This is a genomic window from Pseudovibrio japonicus (assembly GCF_014651595.1).
Taxonomy (GTDB): Bacteria; Pseudomonadota; Alphaproteobacteria; order Rhizobiales; family Stappiaceae; genus Pseudovibrio; species Pseudovibrio japonicus.
In genome coordinates this window covers 256,040-280,235 of sequence record NZ_BMXE01000001.1, presented here as the reverse complement: position 1 = coordinate 280,235, position 24,196 = coordinate 256,040, and the positions used below count along the sequence as shown (strand labels likewise).

Here is a 24,196-nt window from a genome sequence, read left to right as displayed (position 1 = left end):
TTTCTCTCCGCCTGTTCTGGGCGTTTATTCAGCTGCTTGAGCGTGGGAGACAGGCTCGCTGGCGATACGCTCAAGTTTGCTTCGGTTCATTTTTAAATAATTGAGGGAGGCGCTGTACGCCGTAATTCCGTATTCCAATGTCCAGGCGCTTGCAGGGTCTTCGTTAATCTCAAGCTCATGCTTCATGTCCGCAATCTTGAGCTCCAGATTTTCCATACGCCGGTCAATCTCCTTAGAGATGAACTCAGGACCAACCCACCGGCAGTAAAGAGCAAGTAGGAGGAAAGGGGACCTGAACAGGTCTTCCACCGGGGTTTCGAAAAGCTCTTTTAAAAAAGCATCGCGGCCCAGCTGCGTAATGGAGTAGATCTTTCGGGAAGGTTTGCCTGAGGAAAGCTCTTCGCGCCACGTCACAAGACCTTCTTGTTCCATCTTGGCAAGGGACGGATAAATCGACCCGTAACTTGCTTCAATGAAATGGCTAAACTGCCCTTCTTGTGCGGCCTTGCGAATTTCGTATCCGGTTGCGTCTCCGCTGGATAAAATGGCAAGACAAAATTTTCGTGTGCTCATTCCTCACCACATGAACCCGAGTGCAAAAGAGAACCCACATAATCGTGGATTCGGATAAGCTACTGAACGATAAAGACTTTAAATCAACTTGAGTAGAAGTCTGCTTCCGTTCGATATATATCTACTCGATATATAACGAACTTTTACTTAAAGCTTTGGAAACTGTCAAATGTAGAAATGTAGCAGGATGTCCCAATCTCGCCACATAACTTCAAGTTGTTCTTGCGCTCAGAATTTCAATGGTCACCCATAAAATTTAATGAATATTATTCGAAATAATGTGGCCACTGTAGCAAAATATTCTAGTTTTCTCCGCGGAAGGCTGCGTTGTGCTCTGGATTTCTGCACAAAGCTACTTGTCTTGTCTTGCTGTTTTAAGGTGAAGTGGGCCCGGTTAACGTCATAAAGGTTTATGTTATGGATTACGCACGCGATATGATTGGGTATGGGCGCAACGCGCCGGATCCCAAATGGCCGGGTAATGCGAAAATCGCGGTTCAGTTTGTTATCAATTATGAAGAAGGCGGCGAAAACAACATTCTTCATGGCGATGCTGGATCAGAAGCCTATCTCTCCGAGATCATAGGTGCGCAGACATGGTTGAACCAGCGCCACATGAACATGGAATCCATATACGAGTACGGCTCCCGTGCGGGCTTCTGGCGTCTATGGCGCCTGTTCCAGAAATACCAGCAACCAGTCACCTGTTATGGCGTAACAACCGCACTGGAACGAAACCCTGCCGCAGTGGAAGCCATGAAAGAGGCTGACTGGGAGATCGCCTCCCACGCGCTCAAATGGATTGAGTACAAGGACTTCTCCATTGAAGACGAGCGATGGCAGCTGCAACAGGCAATCAAGATCCACGAGGAGGTGACGGGGGAGCGTCCCTACGGATGGTATACGGGTAGGACCTCCGTCAATACCCTGCCTTTGATCATGGAAGAAGGCGGCTTTCTGTACAGCTCAGACAGCTATGCAGATGATCTGCCTTACTGGGTCGAGGGCCCCAAGGGCCCGCACCTGATCATTCCATACACTCTCGACGCTAATGATATGCGCTTTGCAACCCCGCAGGGCTTCAATTGCGGTGACCAATTCTTTACCTACCTGAAAGATAGCTTCGACACGCTGTACGCTGAAGGCGAGGCTGGTGCGCCTAAAATGATGTCCGTTGGTCTGCATTGCCGGATCTCCGGACGACCCGGCAGAACCGCTGCTTTGGCCCGATTTTTAGATTATGTTTCCCATAAACAAGATGTCTGGGTGCCCCGTCGCATCGATATTGCACGTCACTGGCATGCATACCACAAGCCATAAAACCCTTTAAAATAGGGAATTTTCCTCTCCCAACAGGTGGGAGGGGGCCTTTTACTTGCGAAAAAACTCATATTGTCTTGAACTGGCCGCAATCCAGCCATTTACCGGCCAGACCCGCCCGTTATTGCCTCACGGATCACACAGTTTGAATCCACATGGTGAACAATGCATGGCTTCAAATTGTCGTGACCACCTGTCTTCCTCAATTGCTTATTGATAGAGACAAGTTAGAAGAACGCCAATTGGCTATGCGGTATGCCTATTGCATTATGCTCGGCAATATAACGTAAGGAAAAATAATAGGGTGACCATGAGCTTATTGAGTGCAACTGCCAAGACGGCACGGTCTTGTCGCGATAATAAACTATCCAGACGCGGGTTTATGGTCGGATCAGCAGCGCTTGCCTTGGCTGGCTGTCAGTCAGCCGGTTATGGTGTTGCTCCCGGACCAATGACGTCCGGTCAAGCACCTGTTGCCCCGCGCCGGGGCGCTGACCTTCGTCACGACCCTTACTATAGGAGCGTTTATGCCGCGTTGCCGGAAGAACAATTCCCGATCCCGGCCGTCAACCTCGATGAAATCTCCGACGGACGCTATCTTCGTCAGGTCGTAAACTACACAGGCCCGGAAGAGGGCGGCACGGTCGTAGTCGATCCTGGCAACCGCTTCCTGTATCAGGTGCGCGGTGACGGCACAGCGATGCGTTATGGCGTCGGTGTCGGGCGTGAAGGCTTCAACTGGAATGGTGATGCTGTCGTTCAGTACAAGCGTGCGTGGCCTACATGGACCCCGCCTGCGGAAATGATCGCTCGTCAGCCAGAGCTGGAACCATATCGCACTGGTATGGAACCGGGCCTGTCCAACCCGCTGGGCGCCCGTGCGCTCTATCTGTTCCAAGGCGGAAGGGATACTTTGTATCGCCTGCATGGGACTAATGAGAATTGGTCAATCGGCCGGAACGTATCAAGCGGCTGTATCCGCCTGCTTAATCAGGACGCCATTGACCTGTATAATCGCGTACCAGACGGTTCTCGCGTGGTTGTACGCCATGCCAGCAACCCGGTAGAAGTGATTGGCATCTAGCTAAACAGCTGTTGCGGAAACGACCAAAAGGCCTGATAATACTGTCAGGCCTTTTGTGTGTTTGCCTTTAGGTAAGGCAAGGCTGGCGAAAAAAATGTAACAGACTGTACCAAACCGCCAGTTTCGACAAGACGATTACTTTTTTGTTCGCATCAAAATGCGCACGTCTCACAAAAGCAATGTAAAACACTCTCAACTAAAGTGTTCTTTCAAGCATACTTGATACCGCCATGAGGCCCTTCCCTGATACAGTGGGCCCAACGAGCCGGAAGTAATGCGAAATCTTGTAGGAGTTGGGTGTTTATGTCCCGTTCTAAACAGGCTGTAAAAGCTGGCCTGATCGCCGTTACAATTGGTGTGGCAGGATTATATATTGGTAAACCGGTGCTGTTCGCAGAGCCGGTCCCGGTCCTCGCATCACTTGGATTAACGCTCTGGCCTGCCGATACGGCTGAAGTTGCTGTCAAAGGCAACGCTACAAGGCAACCCGGCGCACGTGGCGGCGGAAATCGTGGATTTGGTGGCAATCAGGAAATTCTGGCCCGCGCCAGAAATGTCACCACAGGCGTAACGGACACGTTCGTTCGGGCCATTGGCACCGGACGGGCCGCCAAAATGACTGACCTGTTCCCGGAAAGCTCAGGGCGCGTTCAGGAGCTGCCTTTCACCGCTGGGACCCGCGTCGCTGCGGGAGATGTTGTTCTGCGTCTGGATGATGTGGAAGAGCGGTTGGCTGTCGACCGTGCAAGGCTTGCACTGAAGGATGCTGAAGATCAGGTTGAGCGTTACGAACAGCTCATGAGCTCCCAAACGATCTCCACTGTTCAGATGCAAAATGCAGTGTTGGCAACAAATCAGGCTCGCCTTGATCTTGATAAAGCCAATATTGAACTGGACCGCCGCTTGGTGAAGGCACCGTTTGATGGTGTTCTTGGCATTATGGACGTGGAGGTTGGTGATTATGTCACTCAGTCTTCCCGTATTACTGGGCTGGATGACCGTTCCAGCATTCTAGTGGAATTTGTTGTGCCGGAGCGGTTTGCCAATAAGGTAAAGCGTGGTGATAAGGTTGAACTGCGTACCGAAGCTATGCCCGGTCAGGTCTTCAGCGGTGAGCTGACGGCCATGGAAAACCGCGTCAACTCAGACTCCCGTACCCTTAAAGTACAGGCAACCGTTGCAAATCCCGATGACCTGCTCCGCTCAGGTATCGCGTTTGATGCCCGCGTACAGCTGGAAGGCGAAGAATGGCCCTCCATTCCGCCGATCGCGCTTAAGTGGGACCGGACCGGTCCGCATGTCTGGACTGCCGTAGATGGTCAGGCAGAGCGGACTGACGTCATGGTCATTGAAAGAAGTGCTGATCGGGTCCTGGTTGAAGGTGAAATTGAGCACGGTGATATCGTCATCACGGAAACCACCCGGGATCTGCGCGAGGGAACCAAACTTCAGCTTTCCCCTGAGCCGGGCTTTGCATTGGTTTTCCCCGAAGATACCGATCAGCCGATGATCAGCCATACGGAAGGCGCTGAAGGTGAGGCTGCAGGAGAGCAACGAGGACAGGGCCGCGGGCAGGGCAGGAGCAACCCGGTAGAGGCTGAGGCCGACCAAAACCCGCAGGTTGAACCGGTGCAAAGCTCCGGTCCTCGCTCCGGCATATCGCGTGACGATGCCGAACGCTCCAGCTCCTGATTGACTGACCCAAAGGTGTTTCTATGAAAGACGATAAAAACTCTGAGCGGGAAAGTCACTTAAGCGGACTTTATGCGCTTTGCGTGCGCCGTCCGGTGCTGGCGATCACCCTCAACCTTCTCATTATTGTTGCAGGTATCGCAGCGATGCTTGGCGTTGAAGTGCGCGAAATGCCCAACGTTGACCGACCTGTCGTAACTGTGACAACCACATATTCTGGTGCACCACCGGAAGTAACAGATGCTGAACTGACGAGTGTGCTGGAAAAGGCAATCTCCCGCACATCCGGCATTGAATCCATCTCATCCTCCTCCAAATACGGCAACAGCCGCATTACTGTTGAGTTTGATGACAGTGTGGACGTGAGTGAAGCGGCCAATGACATTCGTGATGCTGTCGGCGGAGCAGTAGAATTCCTTCCTGAAGACGTCGACACGCCTATGGTCGTGAAGGCTGATGCAGATGCTGACCCGGTCATGCGGCTTGTGGTGACCTCCGATGAGCTGCGCATCGAAGAGTTGAGCAAGTACGTTGATGACGAGATTGTTGATCGCATTACATCCGTACCCGGCATTGCCAGCGTTGAATTGTACGGCTCCCAAACGCCAGTTTTCAGGATTGCCATTGACGTTCCAGCCATGTCATCGCGCGGACTGATCCCTGACGACCTGCGCTCTGTTTTACAAGAATTGGCCCTCGATACCTCTGGCGGCTCATTGGAAACCGGCGCTCAGGAGCTTTTTGTTCGTGCAAACTCTGACGTGGAAACCGCCGAACAGATCGGCATGGTAAAGCTCAACGACACCACGCGAATTCGTGACGTCGCCTTCGTAAGCTACGGCCCGGAACGCGCGTCATCTAGCGCATTCTATAACGGCAAAAGCGCTGTTGGTATGGGTGTTATCCTTGCGGCAAACTCCAATACGATTGATGTCTCAAACAAAGTACGCGCTGAAATCGAGCGCATGCAGGAACAGTTGCCAGCGGATATTGCAATCAATATCAGCAGTGATGACGCTATCTTTATTGGCGGTGCGATTGAGGAAGTGGTGTTCTCGCTCTTTCTCTCCACCAGCATTGTCATCGGCGTGATGCTGCTGTTTCTCGGGTCTATTCGTGTCACGCTCATTCCAGCGGTGACCGTGCCGGTGGCTTTGGTCGGCGCATTGGTTGGGATTTGGTTGGCAGGCTTCTCAGCAAACGTGCTGACATTGCTCGCCTTGTTGCTGGCAACCGGCATGGTCGTAGATGACGCTATTGTTGTGCTGGAGAACATCTCCAAGCGCGTTCAAAAGGGGCAGGGGCCGCGTGCCGCGGCGATCCTGGGTACCCGTGAGGTCTTCTTCGCCGTCATCACAACCACAGCCACACTGGCCGCGGTCTTCATCCCAATTTCATTCCTGCCCGGCAGCGTGGGCAAGCTGTTCTCCGAGTTCGGCTTTGTGCTTGCAATCTGCGTTATGCTGTCCTCGTTTGTTGCGCTGACACTCGCGCCTATGATGGCCTCACGTCTGCTACGTGTTAAGAACTATGAGGACACCCACAAACCCTCTCGTGCATGGCTTGCCATTACCAAAATGGGGTCTGCGATCGAACGCGCCTATTCTCAGGCATTGGACTGGACACTGCGCCGCCCGATGCTTCTGTTGGGCGTTGCTACCCTCTTTGTTGTCTATGGCGCCTCCCAGTATGCCTTCCTGCCGCAGGAGCTTACTCCAACCGAGGATCGGGGTACTATCGTCATGATCGGTTCCACACCACAAGGGGCGAGCTTGGAATATACTGCTGGCAAAGTAAGTGAGCTGGAATCGATGGCTCGGCCATACGTTGATAGTGGCGAAGCACACAGTGTTTTGAGCCTCGTCGGTATGGGCGGACAGGTCAACCGTGGTTTCCTCGTCATGTCTCTGAAGGACTGGTCAGAACGCGATCGCTCTCAGCAGGAGATCGTGCGTGAATTACAGCGCAGTGCCTCCCGGATCCCTGGTCTTGAAGTTCGCGTAAGACAGCCAAATACACTTGGTATTCGCGGCGCGGGGCAGGGTTTGCGCTTCGCGGTAACCGGCACCGACTACGACCAGCTGGCTGAAAGTGCAGATAGGATCGTCGAAGAAATGCAGGCTCGCCATGGCGATCAGGTCGGGTCCGCATCCGTTTCCTATGAGACCACACAGCCACAGCTGTTAGTGAGTGTCGATCGGGAGCGCGCAAACGATTTGGGTCTGTCGTCTGACCGCATCGCCTCCAACCTGCGTATGCTGCTGGATGGTTCCTCTGTTGCTGATCTGTTTGTTGAGGATACCGGTATTCCAATGGTCATGGAAGCGGGCGGTCTGCCAATGCGCTCGACCCGCGATCTGGAAAACATCTTCCTCAAGACCAGTGACGGCACCATGCTGCCAATGTCTTCCATCGTTTCCATCGAGGAAGAAGGCGTGGCGCCAAACCTGACACGCGAAGAGCAGCAGCGGGCCGTTCCGGTCACCATCTCTCTCAATGACGGCTATGACCTTGGTCAGGCAATTTCCGACATGAGGGAAGTGGCCGCGGAGGTTCTGCCTGAAGGAAACAATGTCACATTGCTGAGTGAGGCAGCCGTACTGGAAAGCACGACCTCCAACGTCTACATGACCTTCCTCTTTGCAATCCTTGTCGTCTTCCTGGTACTTTCCGCGCAGTTCGAGAGCTTCATGAGTGCTCTTGTCATTCTCTGCACAGTTCCATTCGGGATTGCAGCGGCGATTATCTCGATTGGTCTGACAGGAGGTTCGATCAACATCTACTCCCAGATTGGGATCATTCTGCTCGTCGGGCTGATGGCGAAGAACGGCATTCTCATCGTCGAGTTTGCCAACGCGCTGCGCGAAGAAGGGCGCACCGTGTTTGAGGCTGTGCATGATGCCTGCCTCGTCCGCTTCCGCCCTGTTGTCATGACTGTGGTCTCCACGGTGCTTGGCGGTGTTCCGCTGGTCATGGCTTTCGGTGCAGGTGCTGAAGCGCGTATCGAGATGGGCTGGGTGATTGTTGGCGGTCTGGGCTTTGCAACACTCTCCACGCTGTTCGTGACGCCTGCAGCATATCTGCTACTGATGCGCTACACGAAGCCGCGTAAGGCCGCTGAAGACAAGCTTCATTCTGAACTTGATCATGCGCTGGGCACGAGCCAGAGCCAGACACCGGCAGAGTAAAATCCGCTAAGGGTATGCCGAGATGATCACAATGCTTGCGTTGTTTTCGTCTCGGCATTTTTGTGCAAGGTAATAGATGTCAAGGCGTAAACTAACCAGATGGGAGTTCGCTCCAGCTTCCGTGGATTCATCAACACGGTGGCCGTGCACTTTCGAAAGCTCCAGATCAAAAAATGCCTCACTCTGAGAAAAGTACGAGAGCAGGAGATCCAGATCCAGCGCTTCATTTCCGGCAGCATCAACCACACGGGTCTGGCACAGTTTGTCACGCCACATCTGCTCTCCGCAATTTTCAAGAAACTGCTCGCAGGAGACAACCTGATCGAACAGCTGATGCACAGTGGAGCGAAGCATCGACTCAATCTCCAACCTTTCGGGTGAGAATTCCGGAGCGTAGTTTAAGCTAAAAACCTGATTTCCCTTCAAAACCAAATGATAAAATTGGAGGTAAGGGCTGCTTAAGAGTTGGGCCAGATCGCTCCAGGTTCCCCCTCAAATACCACAGGAAGATAATAAAGCGCATTGAATGCGCCTTTCTTATGGTAAACTGAACTTTCCTTGGTGGGATTTTAGGTGTGATGAAGGGGGGAAGATATGCGCTCACTCAGGCATTTAGCACTGATGCTCGCCAGCCTGACAACAATGCTGACACCGGCTGTGGCAAACAAGGCGCTGGGTATACCGCGCCTGACAGAAGTGACTGGCCGGGCGGAAGTTATTGATAAGCGGCAACTTAATATATACCACCCGCACGGCATCGCGCGCGTCGGCCTCATGTGGCCTGCCGAAAGTCACTATTCTCTGCGCAGGCAGCTTGCCACCGCAGTTAAAGTGAAATGCCTGATGTTCGGATCAGATACAGCTGCCAGCTGCGTCGCCATAGACCAGTTTGGAACCCGCTGGCTGCTGGGTAATGTCAAGCAAGCGGCCTTCACAAAATAACCACACATGAATAAGCGCCGAGGGCGAGAGACCACCGGCGCTCGAAGGCCTAGGCAGTCTTGGCGAACGTCTTCATCATGATGTCAACGAATAGCGCTGCATTTGCATCAAACGCCACATTGCAATTGTCTGGTCTGGTGCCACGATGGGCCTTGTCGACGACCGTCCGGCCAACCGTCAGCGCCCCCTGGGTTTCAATGTCGACGGGATACCTTTCAAGTGTAATCACCTCTGGCTGAATGAGATAGGCTACACATACAGCGTCATGAACAGGCGCACTATGCTCGATATCCATTCGCTGGATTTTGTCATGAACGCCGATGCGGTGCGCCGTGCAATCTGCCATAGCTGTGCCGGCAGGCGTGCCCAGCTGTTGAAACTGACGGCATTGCGTTGCAGTGATTAACGCCTTGTGAGTGGCATCCAATGGAACCAGCGTCAGTTTTTCAAAGCCAGCATTAAAGACAGCGTGAGCGGCTTCTGGATCGGCCCAGATGTTGAACTCGGCTGAAGGCGTAATATTGCCAACATCATGGCCACCACCCATGATCACCACTTCCGGAATAAGGTCCACCAGTTTCGGCTCAACAGCAAGGGCAGCCGCAATGTTGGTCAGCGGTGCAGTTGGAACCAGTGTGATCGGATCGGTCGTGTTGCGGTACGTCTCAACCAGATACTCAATCGCGTGTTGTTCCTGTGCTTTCAAGGATGTCTCAGGCAAGGGCAGGTGCTTGCCGTGGATCTTCTCGGTCAGATCACCCTTGGAGCGTGGCACGGGAAAGTCGTTCCGCACCAGCGGCTTGAAACAGCCCTCATGAACCGGAATTTCTGGCTTGCCGATCCAGTCGAGCACACGCAATGAATTATCTGTGCAATAATGCACTTCAGCATTCCCGTTCACCGTGGTGATGCCAACCAGGTCCAAATCTTCATGCAAAGCAGCCAGCATAATGGCAACAGCATCATCGGTGCCGGTGTCCACGTCTAGTATCAGTTTTCTTTTCATTATTTGCTCCCGGGAAGTCAGTCGCTGCTAACACGGTGAAGGCGCAGCGGCAGCCTGATTTGAAGATGCACCATCGCACGAGTCTGGAAACTTGCGCGTGCCGCGAGAAAAGGCGATAAGGAATAACAGACTAAATTATTCTTGCTAGGTCAATTACTTGTGTAATATGCCTTGCCAATATATCACAGTCTCATCCTTTTTTTGAAGAGTACGAAATGCCTGCAAACCCCATTTTCTCCGAGGACTATTTCCAAGCTCAACAGCGCTTTGTCGATCTGGCCAGTCGCCTTGGATTTGAGACGGAAGTCATGCCTCACCCAACTTTCTGGAGTGATGAAGGCCCGGTTCAGATGACCGTGGCTCGGCAAGGCAATCCGGACAGCGAACATGTGGTCTTCGTAACCTCCGGTGTCCACGGCACGGAGCTGACGGCTGGCTCCGGTATCCAGTTGGACTTGATGCAGCGTTATGTGGATCGTGTGCCTGACAACACCAAGGTGATCTGGGTGCACGCCGTCAATCCGGCAGGCTGCGCGATTTTCACGCGAACAGATGAGAACAACGTCGACAACAACCGCAACTCCATCAGCTTTGAGGGCGAGCTGCCGCAAAACCCGGATTACGAGGAACTCCACGCCGCCATTTGTGCGCCCCAGATCACCGGACAAGAATGGGACACCGCCAACGCTGCAATCAAAGCCTACACCGATAAGAACGGGGCAGGGGCGCTGACCCAAAAGGTCCTCAAGGGGCAGTATTCTGTACCCATGGGATTGTTTTATGGCGGCAACGAAACCTCATGGTCCACGAAAACGCTAAAACAGGTGATTGTCTGCCACGGGCAAGGGGCAAAACGCGCCACCATCATCGACTTGCACACCGGCGTCGGGCCTGCTGGCTTTTGCGAAGTGATGGACCTGAGCTCAAAGCCAGGCGAAGATGTTGAGTGGAGCCTGATCGGTGGCTTTATGTGCGATACGTTGGATGTTCTTGATCTTGAGCACACACCGACAAAACTGATCCTTGAGTTTGGGACTATTCCGTTTGATCAGGTGCTGGACGCCCATCGCCGTGATAACTGGCTCAAACGCAACCGCGAGACCGTCGCGCCGGAACTTGCCGCGCAAATCCGCCAACAGCTCAAAGACGCGCTCTTTGTTAATACGCCTGAATGGTGCGAGGCACTGCTCACTCAAAGCCGCGATGTCTTTGAAAGATACGTCATCAACGTCAAAGCCGACGCCTGATAAGCCTCAAGGTGCAATCTCGGTCCCGTCATAGGCAAAACACCTGCCTGTCTGGGACTGATCCACCTTGTTGATCACATCCAGCAACAGTGCCGCTGATTTAACTGGCCGCATCAATTGCCCCTCTGGAAGACCCCGTTGAAACGGTTTGGACAGCTCACTGTCCACCGTACCAGGGTGAACCCCAATCACCACAGAGTTCTGATGGGTACGTTGCAATTCAATCGCCGCGCAGCGGATGAGCATGTTCAGCGCGGCTTTTGATGCACGGTACGAGTACCAGCCACCCAGAGAATTATCAGAAATGCTGCCAACCCGAGCGGAGATAGCGGCAAAAACGCCCTTTTGCTGCTTTGGTAAAAGTGGCAGGAAATATTTCATGATCATTGCAGGCAAGACTGTATTCGTATGAAACGTCTCTTCCATCCCGCTGATTGAAAGGGAGCGTATGGTTTTTTCCGGCTTGGCCGTCGGACTGTGCAGCTGTCCCGTCGCGACAAAGATCAGATCAAGCCCGCCGCTAGCTTTAAGCGCCTCCGCTCTGGCCTTGAGCCCCTCCAGATCATTTAAGGACAAGTCATGGCTCTCAACCCGATCGTGGACAGGAATACGGTCTGGAGAGCGGGCAAAGCAAAACACTTTTGCCGTCTCAAAGCGATCAAGACACTCATGCACAAAAGCAGTGCCAATCGCACCGCTTGCGCCAAAAACGGCGATCCGTTGAGGGGAGAAGGGCATGGTAGAACCTTTGCGCGCATTACGACTGCGCGAAGTGTTCTTGAGGCAGACAAGACCGTCAATCTGCGGAATATGACAACGGCAACAGGCCGTTGCTTTAATAGAAATGTTTGGAAGAAATTGGCTGGGGATCCTGGACTCGAACCAGGACCGACGGAGTCAGAGTCCGCTGTTCTACCATTAAACTAATCCCCAGCAGAACAGGAGGGAAGTGTTCCCTGCGCGGCAGCTTCAGCTTTTAGATCATGCGTGCAATTGGCTGGGGATCCTGGACTCGAACCAGGACCGACGGAGTCAGAGTCCGCTGTTCTACCATTAAACTAATCCCCAGCAATAACAGCACGTTAGCTACTGCCGACCAACAAGTTGAAGCAAGGCGCTCAATTCGTCGGTGAGAGGGCTTTTAGTGTCCGTACCGTACCTTGTCAACTTGGTTCTCGTGAGTTTTAACAAAATCAGTGGTCAAAGCCGATTTCCTGCGCTTGGCTTGTGAATAAGGCCATAACACCTGCGTATTTATGCCCAGATACCGTCTGACTTTCAGCCAAGCGAACCTGCTGTCAAGGTAACGGGGGCTTGCTATAAGCTCTTGGAGTCTCCCGCAATTTAAGCGAATTCATTGAAATTTAGGACTGTACATTGAAATGGGGCGATTGCTGTTTGCCATGAAACTGTTACAATGTTGCCAACTTGAAATGACTTCAGTCCAGATCGCATGCAAATGCCTCATGGACTGCACAAAGGCATAGCACTTGAAGAAAACGGGTGAGCGGTCCTCTTCGGATGGAGCGAGAACGCCCGGCGTACCCGGAAGCCCCAAAAAAGGCAGACGGAAGCAACGCCACAAAAAGCGTAGGGCTGGAGATGCAAAAAATGTGTCTGCACACCAAGCTGAAGCTAGTCATTCCGCAGGAACTGCGGAAGAGACTGGCAGTTCTCGTCCTGAAGGCGCTAAACGGCAGAGGAAAGCGCGTCGCGCGAAGCCTAACCGGGCGGAACGTCGTGCGCTCCTAAACCAAAAAATACGTCCGCCCGTCGTCAATATTGATCCGGGCGGTACGTCGGTAGAAGTCTTGCAACCTGCTCCTGTACCGAAGGAAGAGGCCAAGAAACACGCGCCAGTACACACAAAGCCAGCACAATCCAGACATGGTCATGCGAAGCACGGCAAAACGTCAGAGCAAAGCCCTCCACGTCCTGCACAAGGCTTTCGGTCTCGTGAAAACGACACACATTGGCGCCGTCACCACTCAGATATGCGCGGTGACGGAACGCATCGTTTTCCCACGCGCCACCGGCATCATGTCGGCGGATCGCAAGAACTCTATGCAGCCCTGGATCTTGGTACCAATAACTGCCGGTTGTTGATTGCCAGGCCTGAGCAGCGCGGGTTCCGTGTGGTTGATGCCTATTCCAAGATCGTCCGCTTGGGCGAGGGGGTTGGTCGTCACCGCAGACTGTCTGATGATGCCATATCCCGGGCCATTGAAGCCTTGCAGGTGTGCCAGCAAAAGATCTCAGAACGCGGCGTCCAGCGCGCAAGGCTCATCGCTACGGAGGCCTGCCGGGCTGCCGAAAACGGAGATGAGTTTATCCAGCGCGCAAAGGTCGAAGCGGGGCTGGAGTTGGAGATTGTCAGTCAGGAAACAGAGGCCCGCCTTGCTGTCGCCGGTTGCGTGTCACTGGTTGACCCAGAGGCCGATGGTGTCCTGCTTTTTGATATCGGCGGGGGCTCCTCCGAGATTGTCTGGCTTGACCTGCGCAACAGATATGGCGCCCGCGGTTTTGCGCTCACGCGCTTTGTCAGAACATGGACCTCCGTACCATTGGGGGTCGTCAATCTGGCCGAGCGCCATGGCGGCGTACACGTCACACCTGATGTTTTTGAGGCAATGGTTGGTGATGTTGCCGAGAGATTGCAGAATTTCCCTCTTGGCAATGAACTTTCCCGTGCTATAGAGCGCGGCAATGTCCATATGCTGGGAACATCCGGGACGGTAACCACATTGGCTGGGGTCCATTTGGGCCTCAAGCGCTATGACCGCCGCCGCGTTGATGGAGCATGGATGGAGCAGGAAGATGTTTCCGCCATGATTAACCAGCTTTTGAATATGTCCTATCAGGAACGGGTTGATAACCCTTGTATTGGTGAGGACAGAGCCGATTTGGTGCTAGCAGGCTGCGCAATTTTGGAAGGAATACGCCGCAGGTGGCCTTGTCAGCGATTACGTGTCGCCGACAGAGGACTGCGTGAAGGTATTTTGATGGAGATGATGGCGGCAGACAAAGTCTGGAGCAACTCCAACCAGAAGCGCCGACGCACCCCGAGAAAGGAATATAACAGATGACCCGCAACTCAAGTGGTCGTGGATCAGGTGACCGTGGCATGTTTCAGCGCGTGAAAACCGCGCGTAAACGGTCCAATTCCTCAACACTTTGGCTGCAGCGCCAGTTGAACGATCCCTATGTCCGCCGGGCGAAGGTGGATGGCTATCGTTCCCGCGCAGCCTATAAGCTGATTGAGATTAACGAGAAGCACGAAATCCTGAAGCCGGGCATGCGCGTGGTTGATTTGGGCTGTGCCCCGGGTGGCTGGTCCCAGCTGACCGCACCGATTGTTGGCTCCACCGACGATGAGCCGCTCGTGGTCGGCATCGATTATCTGGAAGTTGAGCCAATTCCGGGCGTCGTGATCCTGCAAAAGGACTTTCTCGATGATGATGCACCAGATGAGCTGATGAAAGCACTGGGTGGGCACCGCCCTGATCTGGTCATGTCCGATATGGCAGCGCCTACCACAGGCCACCGTCAGACAGATCACCTGCGCACCGCATACCTTTTCGAAATCGCCATCGATTTCGCCCGTCAGAACCTGAATGAAGGCGGAACCTTTCTCTCCAAAGTGTTTGCTGGTGGTGCTGAGGCGAAGCTGCTTCAGGAGCTGAAAAAAGAATTCAAATCTGTGGTGCACATCAAGCCACCTGCAAGCCGCAAAGGTAGCCCGGAGATGTTTATTCTCGCTAAGGGCTTTAAAGGCTCCAGATAACAATCTGGAAGGCTGGTTTCGACCAGCCTTCTTTATTGCTGCATATATGCTTCATCGTTCAGCTTATGCTTTCCAAGCTCTGCTGGCAGGAGCCAATAGAGCGCAACCGAAAGCAACGTGATCGAACCAGTGAGGATGGACAGCCAGATAAAGTCTGGTCCCGAAAGTGTGGGCTCTTCTGTGATACTCTGGAAGATATGCAATACCGCTGCCGCAAAACCAACGGAAAGCGCAATTGAAAGCTGCTGCACAAGGCTTGCAAAGCTCACACCTGGATTGACTAGTCTTCGGGTGAGATTTGTGTAACTGACCGTATTGGATGAAGTAAACACAACACTACGAGAAAATCCAATAAGTAGACTGAGCAGCGCGACAGCCGCAATTGATTTAGTAAGCCATACAAAGCCGGTGGCCAGTGTAAGCGTGGAGAGCACTGCTATGAATGGTATCAATGTGCCGCGAAAGCCGAGAGATTTGATCAGGCGGTAAGCAACGATTCTTGAAAGCAAGGCCCCAACTGCAGCCGCCCCCATAAGCAGACCAGTAACCAGCGTGTTGTACCCCATCAGGATTTGCAGGATTAAAGGCATAACAAACGCAAAAGAAGACACTCCGATGCGTAACGGGATCTGCCCCATACTCGCAAGGCGGTAACTTGCGTTTTCGAAGAGTTTCAAATCAATTAGAGGATGGAGCGCGCGCTTCGAATGCCATGTAAACGCCAAGCCGCATAACAGACTGGCCCCGAAAAATCCGATTGGGACTGACGCATCATTGGTAAATCTCATCAGGTTTGTGATTCCGGAAAGCAGGAACGCGGCAGTGCTACCAAGTAGTGCAAAACCCAGAAAGTCAAAGGGTATTTTGTCCTTGCTCTTGTAGTTGCGAAAATAGAAACTGCTCATCATACCGGCTGCAATGCAGACTGGGACATTGATCAAAAAGATCCATCTCCAACTCAGGTAATTTACGATCACGCCGCCGATGAAGGGGCCGAGGGCCGTCCCGAATGCGGACGGTATGACCACCCAAACCATCGCCTGAACGAGGTTTTTGGACCCTGCCATCCGTATGACAGTCAATCGACCGATCGGCATCAAGAACGCACCTGCAAGGCCTTGCACGCTGCGCGCAATTAGTAACTGTGTGAGGTTGGCGGAAAACGCGCAGGCAAGCGACATAGTTAAGAACAGCAGGGCTGCTGTAATGTATAAACGCTTCGATCCAAACCGATCAGCCGCCCAGCCCGACATGGGGATAAAGATTGCGAGCGTAAGTTGATAGAGCGAGATGGTCAGATGCAAGGAAAGTGGGTCGATCTCCAGGTCTCGCGCGATTGTGGGAATCGCAGTGCCCAATACCGTGCCATCCAGCTGGATGAGCAACAGTGTCATGCCAACGATCACAGTCGTCATTCGAAGGCGGTGTGGCATGCTTCGGGCTTTCGATTTTGAGAAAATGGACAAGCCTGCTCAAAGACTTCTGCGGGCTCATCAAGTGGTTTACAAACCGAAGGCCACCCTAGTGGTTCACAGTCTACCAACAGTTATTGCAGTGCGTTGAAATTGAGTGAAATCAAGGCGGGGTGCAAAAATTATGCAGGTGTCATTCTTAAATCAACAACTTCCCCCTTTCCAAATCACAAAAGCCGTGGTAGTGACCCGCGTCAACTTCTCTAGAAATTCAGGCAACTCTGCAGTCAAATCCACTTGAGCAGGGAGTGGGTCAGGGCGGTCTATACACATCCGAAGGGAACTTGGCGATGCCTACATTTTACGAACCATCCTATGGTCACGAAGCGCTGACTTTTGATGATGTTCTGCTCCTCCCAGGGCATTCCGAGGTCATGCCAGCGCAGGTTAACCTGCACTCGCGGGTCTCACGCAATCTTCAGCTGCATTTGCCGATTCTCTCTTCCGCAATGGACACGGTGACAGAAGGTCGCCTTGCAATCGCCATGGCGCAGGCTGGTGGTCTCGGCATTATTCACAAGAATATGACCGCTGAGCGTCAGGCCGAAGAAGTCCGTCAGGTGAAGAAGTTCGAGAGCGGCATGGTGGTCAATCCACTGGTGATTGGTCCGGACGCAACCTTGGAAGATGCCCTCAACCTGATGGAAGCCCACAAAATTTCTGGTGTGCCGGTCGTTGAAAATGGCGGTCGTGGTGGAGCAGCCACAGGACGCCTCGTCGGCATCCTCACCAACCGCGACGTACGCTTTGCTTCAAACCCTGAGCAGCTGGTATGCGAACTGATGACGCGGGACAATCTGGTTACAGTGCGTGACAATGTTCATCAGGACGAAGCCAAGCGCCTCCTGCACCAACATCGCATTGAAAAGCTTCTGGTCGTGGACGAAAATCAGTGCTGCGTTGGCCTCATCACCGTTAAAGACATGGAAAAGGCCAAACTTAACCCGAACGCCTCTAAGGATGCTCAGGGCCGTCTTCTCGCCGGTGCAGCAACCAGCGTTGGTGCGGAAGGCATGCGCCGCGCAGAAGCGCTCATCGAAGCCCAGGTGGACCTGCTGGTTGTCGACACCGCCCACGGCCATTCTCAGGCTGTGATCGATCAAGTTGCAGCCATCAAGAAGCGCTTTCCGAATGTGGAGCTGGTGGCTGGTAACGTGGCAACCCCGGCTGCAACAAAAGCATTGATTGATGCAGGCGCAGATGCTGTGAAAGTGGGCATCGGCCCAGGTTCCATCTGCACAACCCGCGTTGTTGCCGGTGTTGGTGTCCCTCAGCTGACCGCGATCCTTGATTGTGCAGAAGAAGCTGCCAAGGCGGATGTGCCGATCATCGCAGATGGCGGCATTAAATTCTCTGGTGACATGGCAAAAGCCTTTGCCGCAGGCGCTGGTTCCTGCATGGTTGGTTCCCTGCTGGCCGGTACGGAAGAAAGCCCAGGCGAAGTTTACCTGCATCAGGGTCGCTCTTACAAAGCTTACCGTGGTATGGGGTCCGTCGGTGCTATGGCGCGCGGTTCTGCAGACCGCTATTTCCAGGCAGAAGTCTCCGACAAACTGAAACTGGTTCCGGAAGGTATTGAAGGTCAGGTTCCTTATAAAGGCCCTCTCTCTTCCGTGCTTCACCAGCTCGCAGGCGGCCTGCGTGCTTCCATGGGCTACGTTGGTGCACCAGATCTCAACGAATACAAAGAACGCGCCACCTTCGTCCGCATCTCCGGCGCATCCCTGAGAGAAAACCACCCTCACGACGTAACCATCACCAGAGAAAGCCCGAACTATCCCGGCGCTGTTTGACGCCGTTGCGCTGAGCGACAATCTCTTCTTTTGATTACATTGGCTTACGGCTATCTGATGTTAAATCAGGTAGCCGTAAGTTTTATGGGACCTGCGATGTGCAGGGAGTTCGCTTTCCAAGCTGATGGGGCAATGAGCGATCTGTCTGGTAGTTCAATGAATTGCCCTATCACCGGGTGCGGTACTCTGGGTAGCACACCTAACGATTGCCGCCAGGGCTACGAGATATCCCACCACGGATATGCGCGGATTACGTTGCGGTTACTGGGTTCGGTATATCTGGGCCTATGCCAACACCTAAGGGTACTGCGTTTAGAACAGACATTGAGGGATTGAGAGGAATTGCAGTCCTCTTGGTTGTTCTGTTTCATTTCGACTTGCTGAAGGTATCCTCTGGTTTTATTGGCGTTGACATCTTCTTCGTTATATCCGGTTTCCTAATGACTCAGATCATTGTGAATCCAGTCTTTGACTGGAGCCTGTCAGGCGTATTCGGATTTTACAAAAATCGTTTCTGGCGTATCGCTCCGGCCTATTATTTGGTGCTGTTGGGTATTGTAGTTTTATGCGTATCCCATCCCTACTATTTCAATCTGGGAAAGGTCGCAGATGGATTGATCGTTTCGGCGTTCTTTTCATACAATGTCGTGGCGCCATCCGAAGCTGATTACTTTGGCACAGACGCAATCGCCAATCCCATGCTCCACCTTTGGTCTTTGGGGGTTGAGATACAATTCTATCTCCTTTGGCCTCTTGTTCTTTACTTCATCCGCACGAAGAGTTTGCTCAGGAAGTTTCAGGCGGTCGCGGTAGTATCGCTTATGTCATTCATTGCAGCGCAAATCCTGTTAGTGACAGACCCTGAAGTTGCGTACTATTCGATCCTTACCCGTCTCTGGCAATTCGGCTTTGGAGCGGCTGCAGCGCTATTACTGCAAACAAACAGAGTTACAAGTCAGTCCAATTTCATAAACCTAATTCAACTGTTGGCGATCGCGACGATCTTTGTGATGGCTTGGACACCCACATCCGCACCTTGGCCTGGCTTTCAGGCAGTAATCCCCACATTGGCCTGTGCTGTTCTCTTGGTAACCGGGCAAATGCCAAACTCCCTATCGCGGATCTTTCTGAGCCTCAGCCCTCTGCGAGCAGTCGGAGCAATTTCCTATAGTCTGTATTTGGTCCATTGGCCTATTGTTGTCTTCATAAATATTTATCTTAGGCAGGAGGAGATTGATGATGTGCTTCGGATAACGGGGCTGGTCAGCGCAATTGCGCTCGCACTCTGTTTATACAAATTTGTAGAATGCCCGCTCAGGACCAGATCGCCACTGGGAGCTGTTCGATGGCGTGCCGTACTCCCAATAAGTGCCCTTACTGTAATCCTGCCGATCAGCTTTTTAGTGACGAATGAGGACCTATTACTTCTTGTAACTCCGTACCGATATACGGAAATGGTTCGCTTGGAAAAAGAGTACAACACTGTATGTCGCGATGACGAAATATTTTGCTTGATAGGCGCAAAATCAGAGACACCAAGCATTTTGCTGTGGGGGGACTCTCATGCAGGACACCTCGAGTATGGTCTTAACAAGATTTTGCGGAACCAAAACACTGCTGCAATATCAATCTCCAAGGGCGGGTGTCCGCCTATCATGAATATTAAATTTCAAGATGAAACAAAGAACCGCAAATGTCTGAGATATAGCAACCTAGCCCTTGATTACTTGTCCAGCAATCAGAAGATAGAGACTGTAATTCTTGCTGCTCGTTGGTCTCGTTATAACGAAATTTTCGTTGCCTCTGAGAAACACCACATTGCCGATTCCGTCTCGAGTCTGGGTGATGACTGGTTGGTCGAGCGGGAAAAACTGGCGCAGACGATAAATAGGATTGTTGGACTACAAAAAAGCGTGATTGTTGTAACTCAAGCGCCACAATTCAAAGAGAATGATAAAGCGCGTGAATGCCGGATGGAATTTCTGAAAGGCTATCATGTACCCAAGAATTGCAACATGAATGAAGAAGACCATATCGCTGAGCAATTTAAGATGGATGAGTGGCTAAGTGATGTGATCAGTGACAGTGATCGAGCAACTATTGCGGATGTGAAGCAGCTCTTTTGTGAAGGGCAGAATTGCTCTGCGTTCGAAGGTGATTCCATTTATTACTATGACTATAACCATTTAAATTCGGTAGGCTCGTCTAAGGTGGCGCATGAAGTGCTTTCTGAACTGCTGTTTTCTCAGTGATCTGGCAACTATTCTACGCGTTGTTTAATCCTCTATCTGTCGAAGGGTTTCACTGTTCTTCGTGGAAGCGGGCAACAAGTTGCTTTAGGTACTCAAAATGACGCGCAGAAGATGGCAGGTGCATATTCTTTCCCACCTTAAGCGAGCGCACCTGCAATTCAGATCGCTCAGTTAAACAGAGCGAAACCTCCAGCGAAATGAGCTGTGCGTCACGAGATTGCGGATTTGATCTGTAAATCGCTGTATTTGCGTCGTTAACTCCTAAGCTAGGCTGGCCGCAATAAGGTAACACCCAAGAAATTGTTGAAGGAGTTTCTGTGAGGTTTGCCTCACGCATGCTATGCACTATTGAAAAGCCTTGAGTATTGGCCTAAACGCTGCAATGCCAAACGAATAAATCGAAAAATTAAAATTTACGGAATTAGGAAACATTCATGCGCGACGGTGGACGAATTGCGGCTGCAATTGAAGTGCTGACAGAGATCAATGAGCGCCGCCGTCCTGTGCAGGAAGCCTTGAAGGATTGGGGCAATAAACACAGGTTCGCAGGGTCCGGCGACCGCGTCGCGATCGGCAATCTCGTGTTCGACGCGCTGCGCCACAGATTGTCCCATGCGCAGGCCATGGGCTCAGACACCGCCCGCGCGCTTGTCTTGGCAACCTACATCTGGGGCTGGGGCAATTCGGTCGAAAAGCTGGATCAGGTGATCGAAGAGGATCGCCACGCACCTGAGCCGCTTTCAGATGCTGAACGTACCGCACTTGTCGAGAACAAGCAGGTCAGTGACAACCACCAGATATCCGCCAATATCCCGGAATGGCTCTGGCCGCATTTTCAGGACAACTTCGGTGAGGAAGCGCTGGCCGTTGGACAGTCTTTGTCCGAGCGCGCACCAATTGACCTGCGCGTAAATACGCTGAAAAGCTCTCAGGAAAAAGTACTCAAGCGCCTGTCTCATCTTCATCCAGAAGCAAGCGGCCTCTCACCCGTTGGCGTTCGTCTGGAGCCAGTTGTCGGTCCGCGCAAATCCCCGCATGTACAAGCGGAAGAAAGCTTTCGTAAAGGCTGGTTCGAACTGCAGGACGAAGCTTCGCAGATTGCTTCTATCCTGTCTGGTGCACAGCCTGGAGAACAGGTGCTGGACCTTTGTGCCGGCGGCGGTGGCAAAAGCCTCGCTCTTGCGGCGCAAATGCAGAACAAAGGCCAGATCTATGCCTTTGACGCTCACAAAACACGTCTGGCCCCGCTCTATGATCGTATGGCCCGCGCCGGCGTAAGAAACATCCAGACCATCGATCCGCAGACCGGCTCATTGGAGATTTGCGAAGGTAAGATGGATCGCGTGTTCGTGGATGCGCCGTGTTCCGGAACAGGTGTATGGCGCCGCCGTCCAGATACCAAATGGCGCGTTACCGAAAATGCGCTTAATGGTCGTGTTGAAGATCAGGCGCAGGTACTGGAAACAGCGACCCGTTTTGTTCGCGAAGGCGGCAAGTTGATTTACGCGACTTGCTCGCTGGTCCCGGCAGAAAACCAATTGCAAGTCCTGGCGTTCCTCGAAAGACACTCTGACTTCAAACTGGTCGACTTGGCACCAGTCTGGGAAGAGCATTTCGGTGATGTGACCGCACGTCGCCCGTTGTTCAAGGACGGCGGCATGATCACGCTAACACCGTACCACACCGGCACCGATGGTTTTTTCATTGCCATGATGGAACGAAGCTAGTCTCAGTAATTTGTGAGCTATTGAGAGGCATGTCGCCAGTTAAATGCGACATGCCTTTAACGCCAGACGCCATCAACCTTAGCTGGAGGCTTTCTCTTCCAGCTCTTCCGCAGCTGCTGGTGCGCTTTCAGCTGCGTCTGCAGTTTCCTCTTCAGAAACAGTCTCTTCAGCCTGAGCCTCGTCAACTTGGCTTTTGTCAGCCTCTTCCTCAACCGGCTCTTCTGTAGTTTCATCCGGCTCTGAAACCTGAGGGGCGGCCTTCTCTTCGCGAACGGGCCGCTCATACCCTTGCTCGGCGAGATACTCAATCTCTTTGATCGCCGCCTTTGTCGCCTCAAGGAACTGGCTACCTCTGGATTTGGAGGTAAGCACATCGCGAGCGGCATCAGTGGCACCAGCTGCAGCCAGTGCAGCGCCAAGAGCATTGCTCACCTGCTTGTTACCCGGTGCAAGCCGCCACGCCTCCGCAGCGTGGTAAACGCCCGCATAAACCAGCCCCAACTTGCGCTTTCCAATGCTTAGATGAACCAGTGCAGCAGCGCTATCTGGCTCGCACGCATGGGCGAGTTCAAAACTTTCAACAGCGCTTGAGTGGTTTTCATCCAGCATATAGGCGTGGCCCATCGCGATCAGAACTTCCACATTCCGCGGCTGTAGATCATGCGCTTTTTCCAAAGTTTCCAGTGCTTCCTCGCTCTTCTTGCGAATAATGAGAAGCTTTGCCATCCCGAGCAGGGCGGGGACATACTCCGGATCAATTCTTAATGCAGCGCGGTAATTCAGGGTTGCCGCCTCGGCTTTGGTCTCCGCGCTGAGTGCATCCCCTAGAAGAGAGAGGGCAGCCGCACTGCCGGGAATCTCCTGCACCAGACGCCGAGCGTAAGGCTCTGCCTCTGCATGTCCGTGCATCTTGATCAAGATGGTGGCAAGCCCGTAAAGCGCATTGCGGTTGTTGGGTTCAGCTTCCACAACAGCGTCAAAGGCTTCTTTAGCCTGCTCCAAATAGCCCAGCAAAAGCAGCGCATTGCCCATATTGGCGCGTGCAGCCAGGTGTTCTGGCTTCATAAACAACACCTTGCGCAGGTGCGCGACAGCTTCTCGCAGGTCGCCATTGCGCAACATGATTGTTGCCATCTTGAAGAGCAGTTCCACATCGTCGGGGTAGCGTCCAACAAGATCCTGATAAACAGGAATCACTTCATCAAAGCGCTCTTCCTGTTCCAGATAGGCAACCGCATCCAGCGCGGCGTTGATTTTCTCTTGCCGGGTGTTTGTGTCCGGCGTTCCACGCAGTGTCTCTGTCACTTTTTACGGACCCCCTTGTTGGGCAGTGCCGTCCGTAGATCCAGTGTGATGGATCTGCTGACAGGCAATTCTGCGAATCAAATTCGTACCTATGCACCACAAAGCCTAAGCGCTTGGCAAATCAGCGTCAAAGGTGGAGCGGGTTGATCTTGTAGGAAGGCGTGGATAGATGATATTGAACGCATCAAAACCACATTCAAGGACTAGTGCCTTGGAATAATCACCAATATTCAAGTCAGATTAACCATTTTCCGGTTTTCTTGCCGGGCAATGGAATGAAGCAAAGCATTCGACGCAGGGCAAAAGGGTTATGGCGGAGAAATACCGTGCCAAATTAACGACACAGGCAAGTTTGTTTGAAGACGAACACAACGTTGAGCTGCTCAACTATCTGCCTTTGCGCATCATCGCAACAGGCCGCTTCATCGAGCGTCGTCTCTCAGAGCATCTGCAAAAGCACTATGGCTTGTCTTTGCCGTCCTGGTTGGTACTCAGCGCACTGGAACGGCTGGGTGCTGTGTCCGTGCGCGAGCTCGGGCCGGTGATCGGGCTGGATACAGTGGCTGTGTCCAGGGCGGTTAAGCGCCTGACCGAAGCAAACCTGATTAAAAAGCAAGAGCACCCCAGAGACCGGCGCCTCGTGCGCCTGAACCTGTCCGAGGATGGCCGTGTCGTGCTGCGGGCACTGGAGGCGCAGCTTAAACAACTTGAGAAGAATCTGTTGCCACAACTGGACGTTCAGGAGCGCATCAGATTGGGGCAAATGATGAGCAGAATCGAAGAACATGAGCAGTCGATTTTGTAGCAGGCT

19 protein-coding genes and 2 tRNA genes are annotated in these 24,196 nt (G+C 52.8%); 12 read left to right on the top strand and 9 right to left on the bottom strand.

Going from position 1 to position 24,196, the window contains the following annotated elements; genetic code table 11:
- Nucleotides 1-24: 24 nt before the first annotated feature.
- Nucleotides 25-573 carry a PadR family transcriptional regulator gene (locus IE076_RS01160; protein ID WP_189434619.1) on the bottom strand — a complete coding sequence of 183 codons (549 nt, stop codon included), beginning with the start codon at nt 571-573 and terminating at the stop codon, nt 25-27.
- Nucleotides 574-990: 417 nt separating this feature from the next.
- Between IE076_RS01160 and puuE the strand changes: the two genes are divergently transcribed.
- The 4 genes from puuE (at nt 991) to IE076_RS01140 (ending at nt 7,857) form a co-directional block, all read left to right on the top strand.
- A complete protein-coding gene (gene puuE, locus IE076_RS01155; protein ID WP_189434618.1) occupies nt 991-1,893 on the top strand; it encodes an allantoinase PuuE in 903 nt (300 codons plus the stop codon).
- 310 nt (nt 1,894-2,203) lie between these two features.
- Nucleotides 2,204-2,977, top strand: coding sequence for a L,D-transpeptidase (locus IE076_RS01150; RefSeq protein ID WP_189434615.1), 774 nt, complete (start codon nt 2,204-2,206; stop codon nt 2,975-2,977).
- 303 nt (nt 2,978-3,280) lie between these two features.
- The gene (locus IE076_RS01145) at nt 3,281-4,669 is read left to right on the top strand and encodes an efflux RND transporter periplasmic adaptor subunit (RefSeq protein ID WP_189434613.1); all 1,389 of its coding nucleotides are present in this window, start codon (nt 3,281-3,283) and stop codon (nt 4,667-4,669) included.
- A 23-nt stretch (nt 4,670-4,692) separates the two neighbouring features.
- Nucleotides 4,693-7,857 carry an efflux RND transporter permease subunit gene (locus IE076_RS01140; protein WP_189434611.1) on the top strand — a complete coding sequence of 1,055 codons (3,165 nt, stop codon included), beginning with the start codon at nt 4,693-4,695 and terminating at the stop codon, nt 7,855-7,857.
- A gap of 6 nt (nt 7,858-7,863) precedes the next feature.
- On the opposite strand, the gene IE076_RS01135 is transcribed toward IE076_RS01140, so the two are convergent.
- Entirely contained in the window at nt 7,864-8,211 is a 348-nt protein-coding gene (locus IE076_RS01135; protein WP_189434609.1) for a hypothetical protein, read from the bottom strand.
- Nucleotides 8,212-8,451: 240 nt separating this feature from the next.
- On the opposite strand from IE076_RS01135, the gene IE076_RS01130 reads away from it, so the two are divergent.
- Nucleotides 8,452-8,799, top strand: coding sequence for a hypothetical protein (locus IE076_RS01130; protein WP_209008742.1), 348 nt, complete (start codon nt 8,452-8,454; stop codon nt 8,797-8,799).
- A gap of 49 nt (nt 8,800-8,848) precedes the next feature.
- Here the strand turns inward: IE076_RS01130 and IE076_RS01125 are convergent, their stop codons facing one another.
- The gene (locus IE076_RS01125; RefSeq protein ID WP_189434607.1) at nt 8,849-9,805 is read right to left on the bottom strand and encodes a nucleoside hydrolase; all 957 of its coding nucleotides are present in this window, start codon (nt 9,803-9,805) and stop codon (nt 8,849-8,851) included.
- A gap of 215 nt (nt 9,806-10,020) precedes the next feature.
- Here IE076_RS01125 and IE076_RS01120 point away from each other — a divergent pair, with 215 nt between their 5' ends.
- Nucleotides 10,021-11,052 (top strand): DUF2817 domain-containing protein, encoded by a 1,032-nt coding sequence (locus IE076_RS01120; RefSeq protein WP_189434606.1) that lies wholly within the window; start codon nt 10,021-10,023, stop codon nt 11,050-11,052.
- A gap of 6 nt (nt 11,053-11,058) precedes the next feature.
- On the opposite strand, the gene IE076_RS01115 is transcribed toward IE076_RS01120, so the two are convergent.
- The 3 genes from IE076_RS01115 to IE076_RS01105 all read right to left on the bottom strand — a co-directional run bounded on the left by IE076_RS01115 (nt 11,059) and on the right by IE076_RS01105 (nt 12,120).
- A complete protein-coding gene (locus IE076_RS01115) occupies nt 11,059-11,790 on the bottom strand; it encodes an SDR family NAD(P)-dependent oxidoreductase (protein ID WP_189434604.1) in 732 nt (243 codons plus the stop codon).
- Nucleotides 11,791-11,911: 121 nt separating this feature from the next.
- Nucleotides 11,912-11,985: transfer RNA gene (locus tag IE076_RS01110), tRNA-Gln, on the bottom strand.
- A gap of 61 nt (nt 11,986-12,046) precedes the next feature.
- Nucleotides 12,047-12,120: transfer RNA gene (locus IE076_RS01105), tRNA-Gln, on the bottom strand.
- A 545-nt stretch (nt 12,121-12,665) separates the two neighbouring features.
- Here IE076_RS01105 and IE076_RS01100 point away from each other — a divergent pair.
- Nucleotides 12,666-14,138: a Ppx/GppA phosphatase family protein gene (locus tag IE076_RS01100; RefSeq protein WP_189434602.1), complete on the top strand. Its 1,473-nt coding sequence runs from the start codon at nt 12,666-12,668 to the stop codon at nt 14,136-14,138.
- Nucleotides 14,135-14,836: an RlmE family RNA methyltransferase gene (locus IE076_RS01095; protein WP_189434601.1), complete on the top strand. Its 702-nt coding sequence runs from the start codon at nt 14,135-14,137 to the stop codon at nt 14,834-14,836. The genes IE076_RS01100 and IE076_RS01095 overlap by 4 nt, the downstream gene beginning before the upstream one ends.
- 32 nt (nt 14,837-14,868) lie before the next feature.
- On the opposite strand, the gene IE076_RS01090 is transcribed toward IE076_RS01095, so the two are convergent.
- On the bottom strand, nt 14,869-16,269 hold the full coding sequence (locus IE076_RS01090; protein WP_189434599.1) for an MFS transporter: 1,401 nt from the start codon (nt 16,267-16,269) through the stop codon (nt 14,869-14,871).
- 329 nt (nt 16,270-16,598) lie between these two features.
- Between IE076_RS01090 and guaB the strand changes: the two genes are divergently transcribed.
- Nucleotides 16,599-18,101 (top strand): IMP dehydrogenase, encoded by a 1,503-nt coding sequence (guaB, locus tag IE076_RS01085; RefSeq protein ID WP_189434597.1) that lies wholly within the window; start codon nt 16,599-16,601, stop codon nt 18,099-18,101.
- 287 nt (nt 18,102-18,388) lie between these two features.
- On the top strand, nt 18,389-20,353 hold the full coding sequence (locus IE076_RS01080) for an acyltransferase family protein (RefSeq protein WP_280514282.1): 1,965 nt from the start codon (nt 18,389-18,391) through the stop codon (nt 20,351-20,353).
- Between the two features lie 49 nt (nt 20,354-20,402).
- Here the strand turns inward: IE076_RS01080 and IE076_RS01075 are convergent, their stop codons facing one another.
- Nucleotides 20,403-20,690, bottom strand: coding sequence for a hypothetical protein (locus IE076_RS01075; RefSeq protein ID WP_189434594.1), 288 nt, complete (start codon nt 20,688-20,690; stop codon nt 20,403-20,405).
- A gap of 97 nt (nt 20,691-20,787) precedes the next feature.
- Between IE076_RS01075 and IE076_RS01070 the strand changes: the two genes are divergently transcribed.
- Complete coding sequence (locus tag IE076_RS01070; protein WP_189434593.1) at nt 20,788-22,080, top strand: RsmB/NOP family class I SAM-dependent RNA methyltransferase; 1,293 nt, start codon at nt 20,788-20,790, stop codon at nt 22,078-22,080.
- A 78-nt stretch (nt 22,081-22,158) separates the two neighbouring features.
- Here the strand turns inward: IE076_RS01070 and IE076_RS01065 are convergent, their stop codons facing one another.
- Nucleotides 22,159-23,385: a tetratricopeptide repeat protein gene (locus IE076_RS01065; RefSeq protein WP_189434591.1), complete on the bottom strand. Its 1,227-nt coding sequence runs from the start codon at nt 23,383-23,385 to the stop codon at nt 22,159-22,161.
- A gap of 310 nt (nt 23,386-23,695) precedes the next feature.
- Between IE076_RS01065 and IE076_RS01060 the strand changes: the two genes are divergently transcribed.
- Nucleotides 23,696-24,190, top strand: a complete 495-nt coding sequence (locus tag IE076_RS01060; protein ID WP_189434589.1) for a MarR family winged helix-turn-helix transcriptional regulator — start codon at nt 23,696-23,698, stop codon at nt 24,188-24,190.
- The last annotated feature ends 6 nt before the right edge of the window (nt 24,191-24,196 follow it).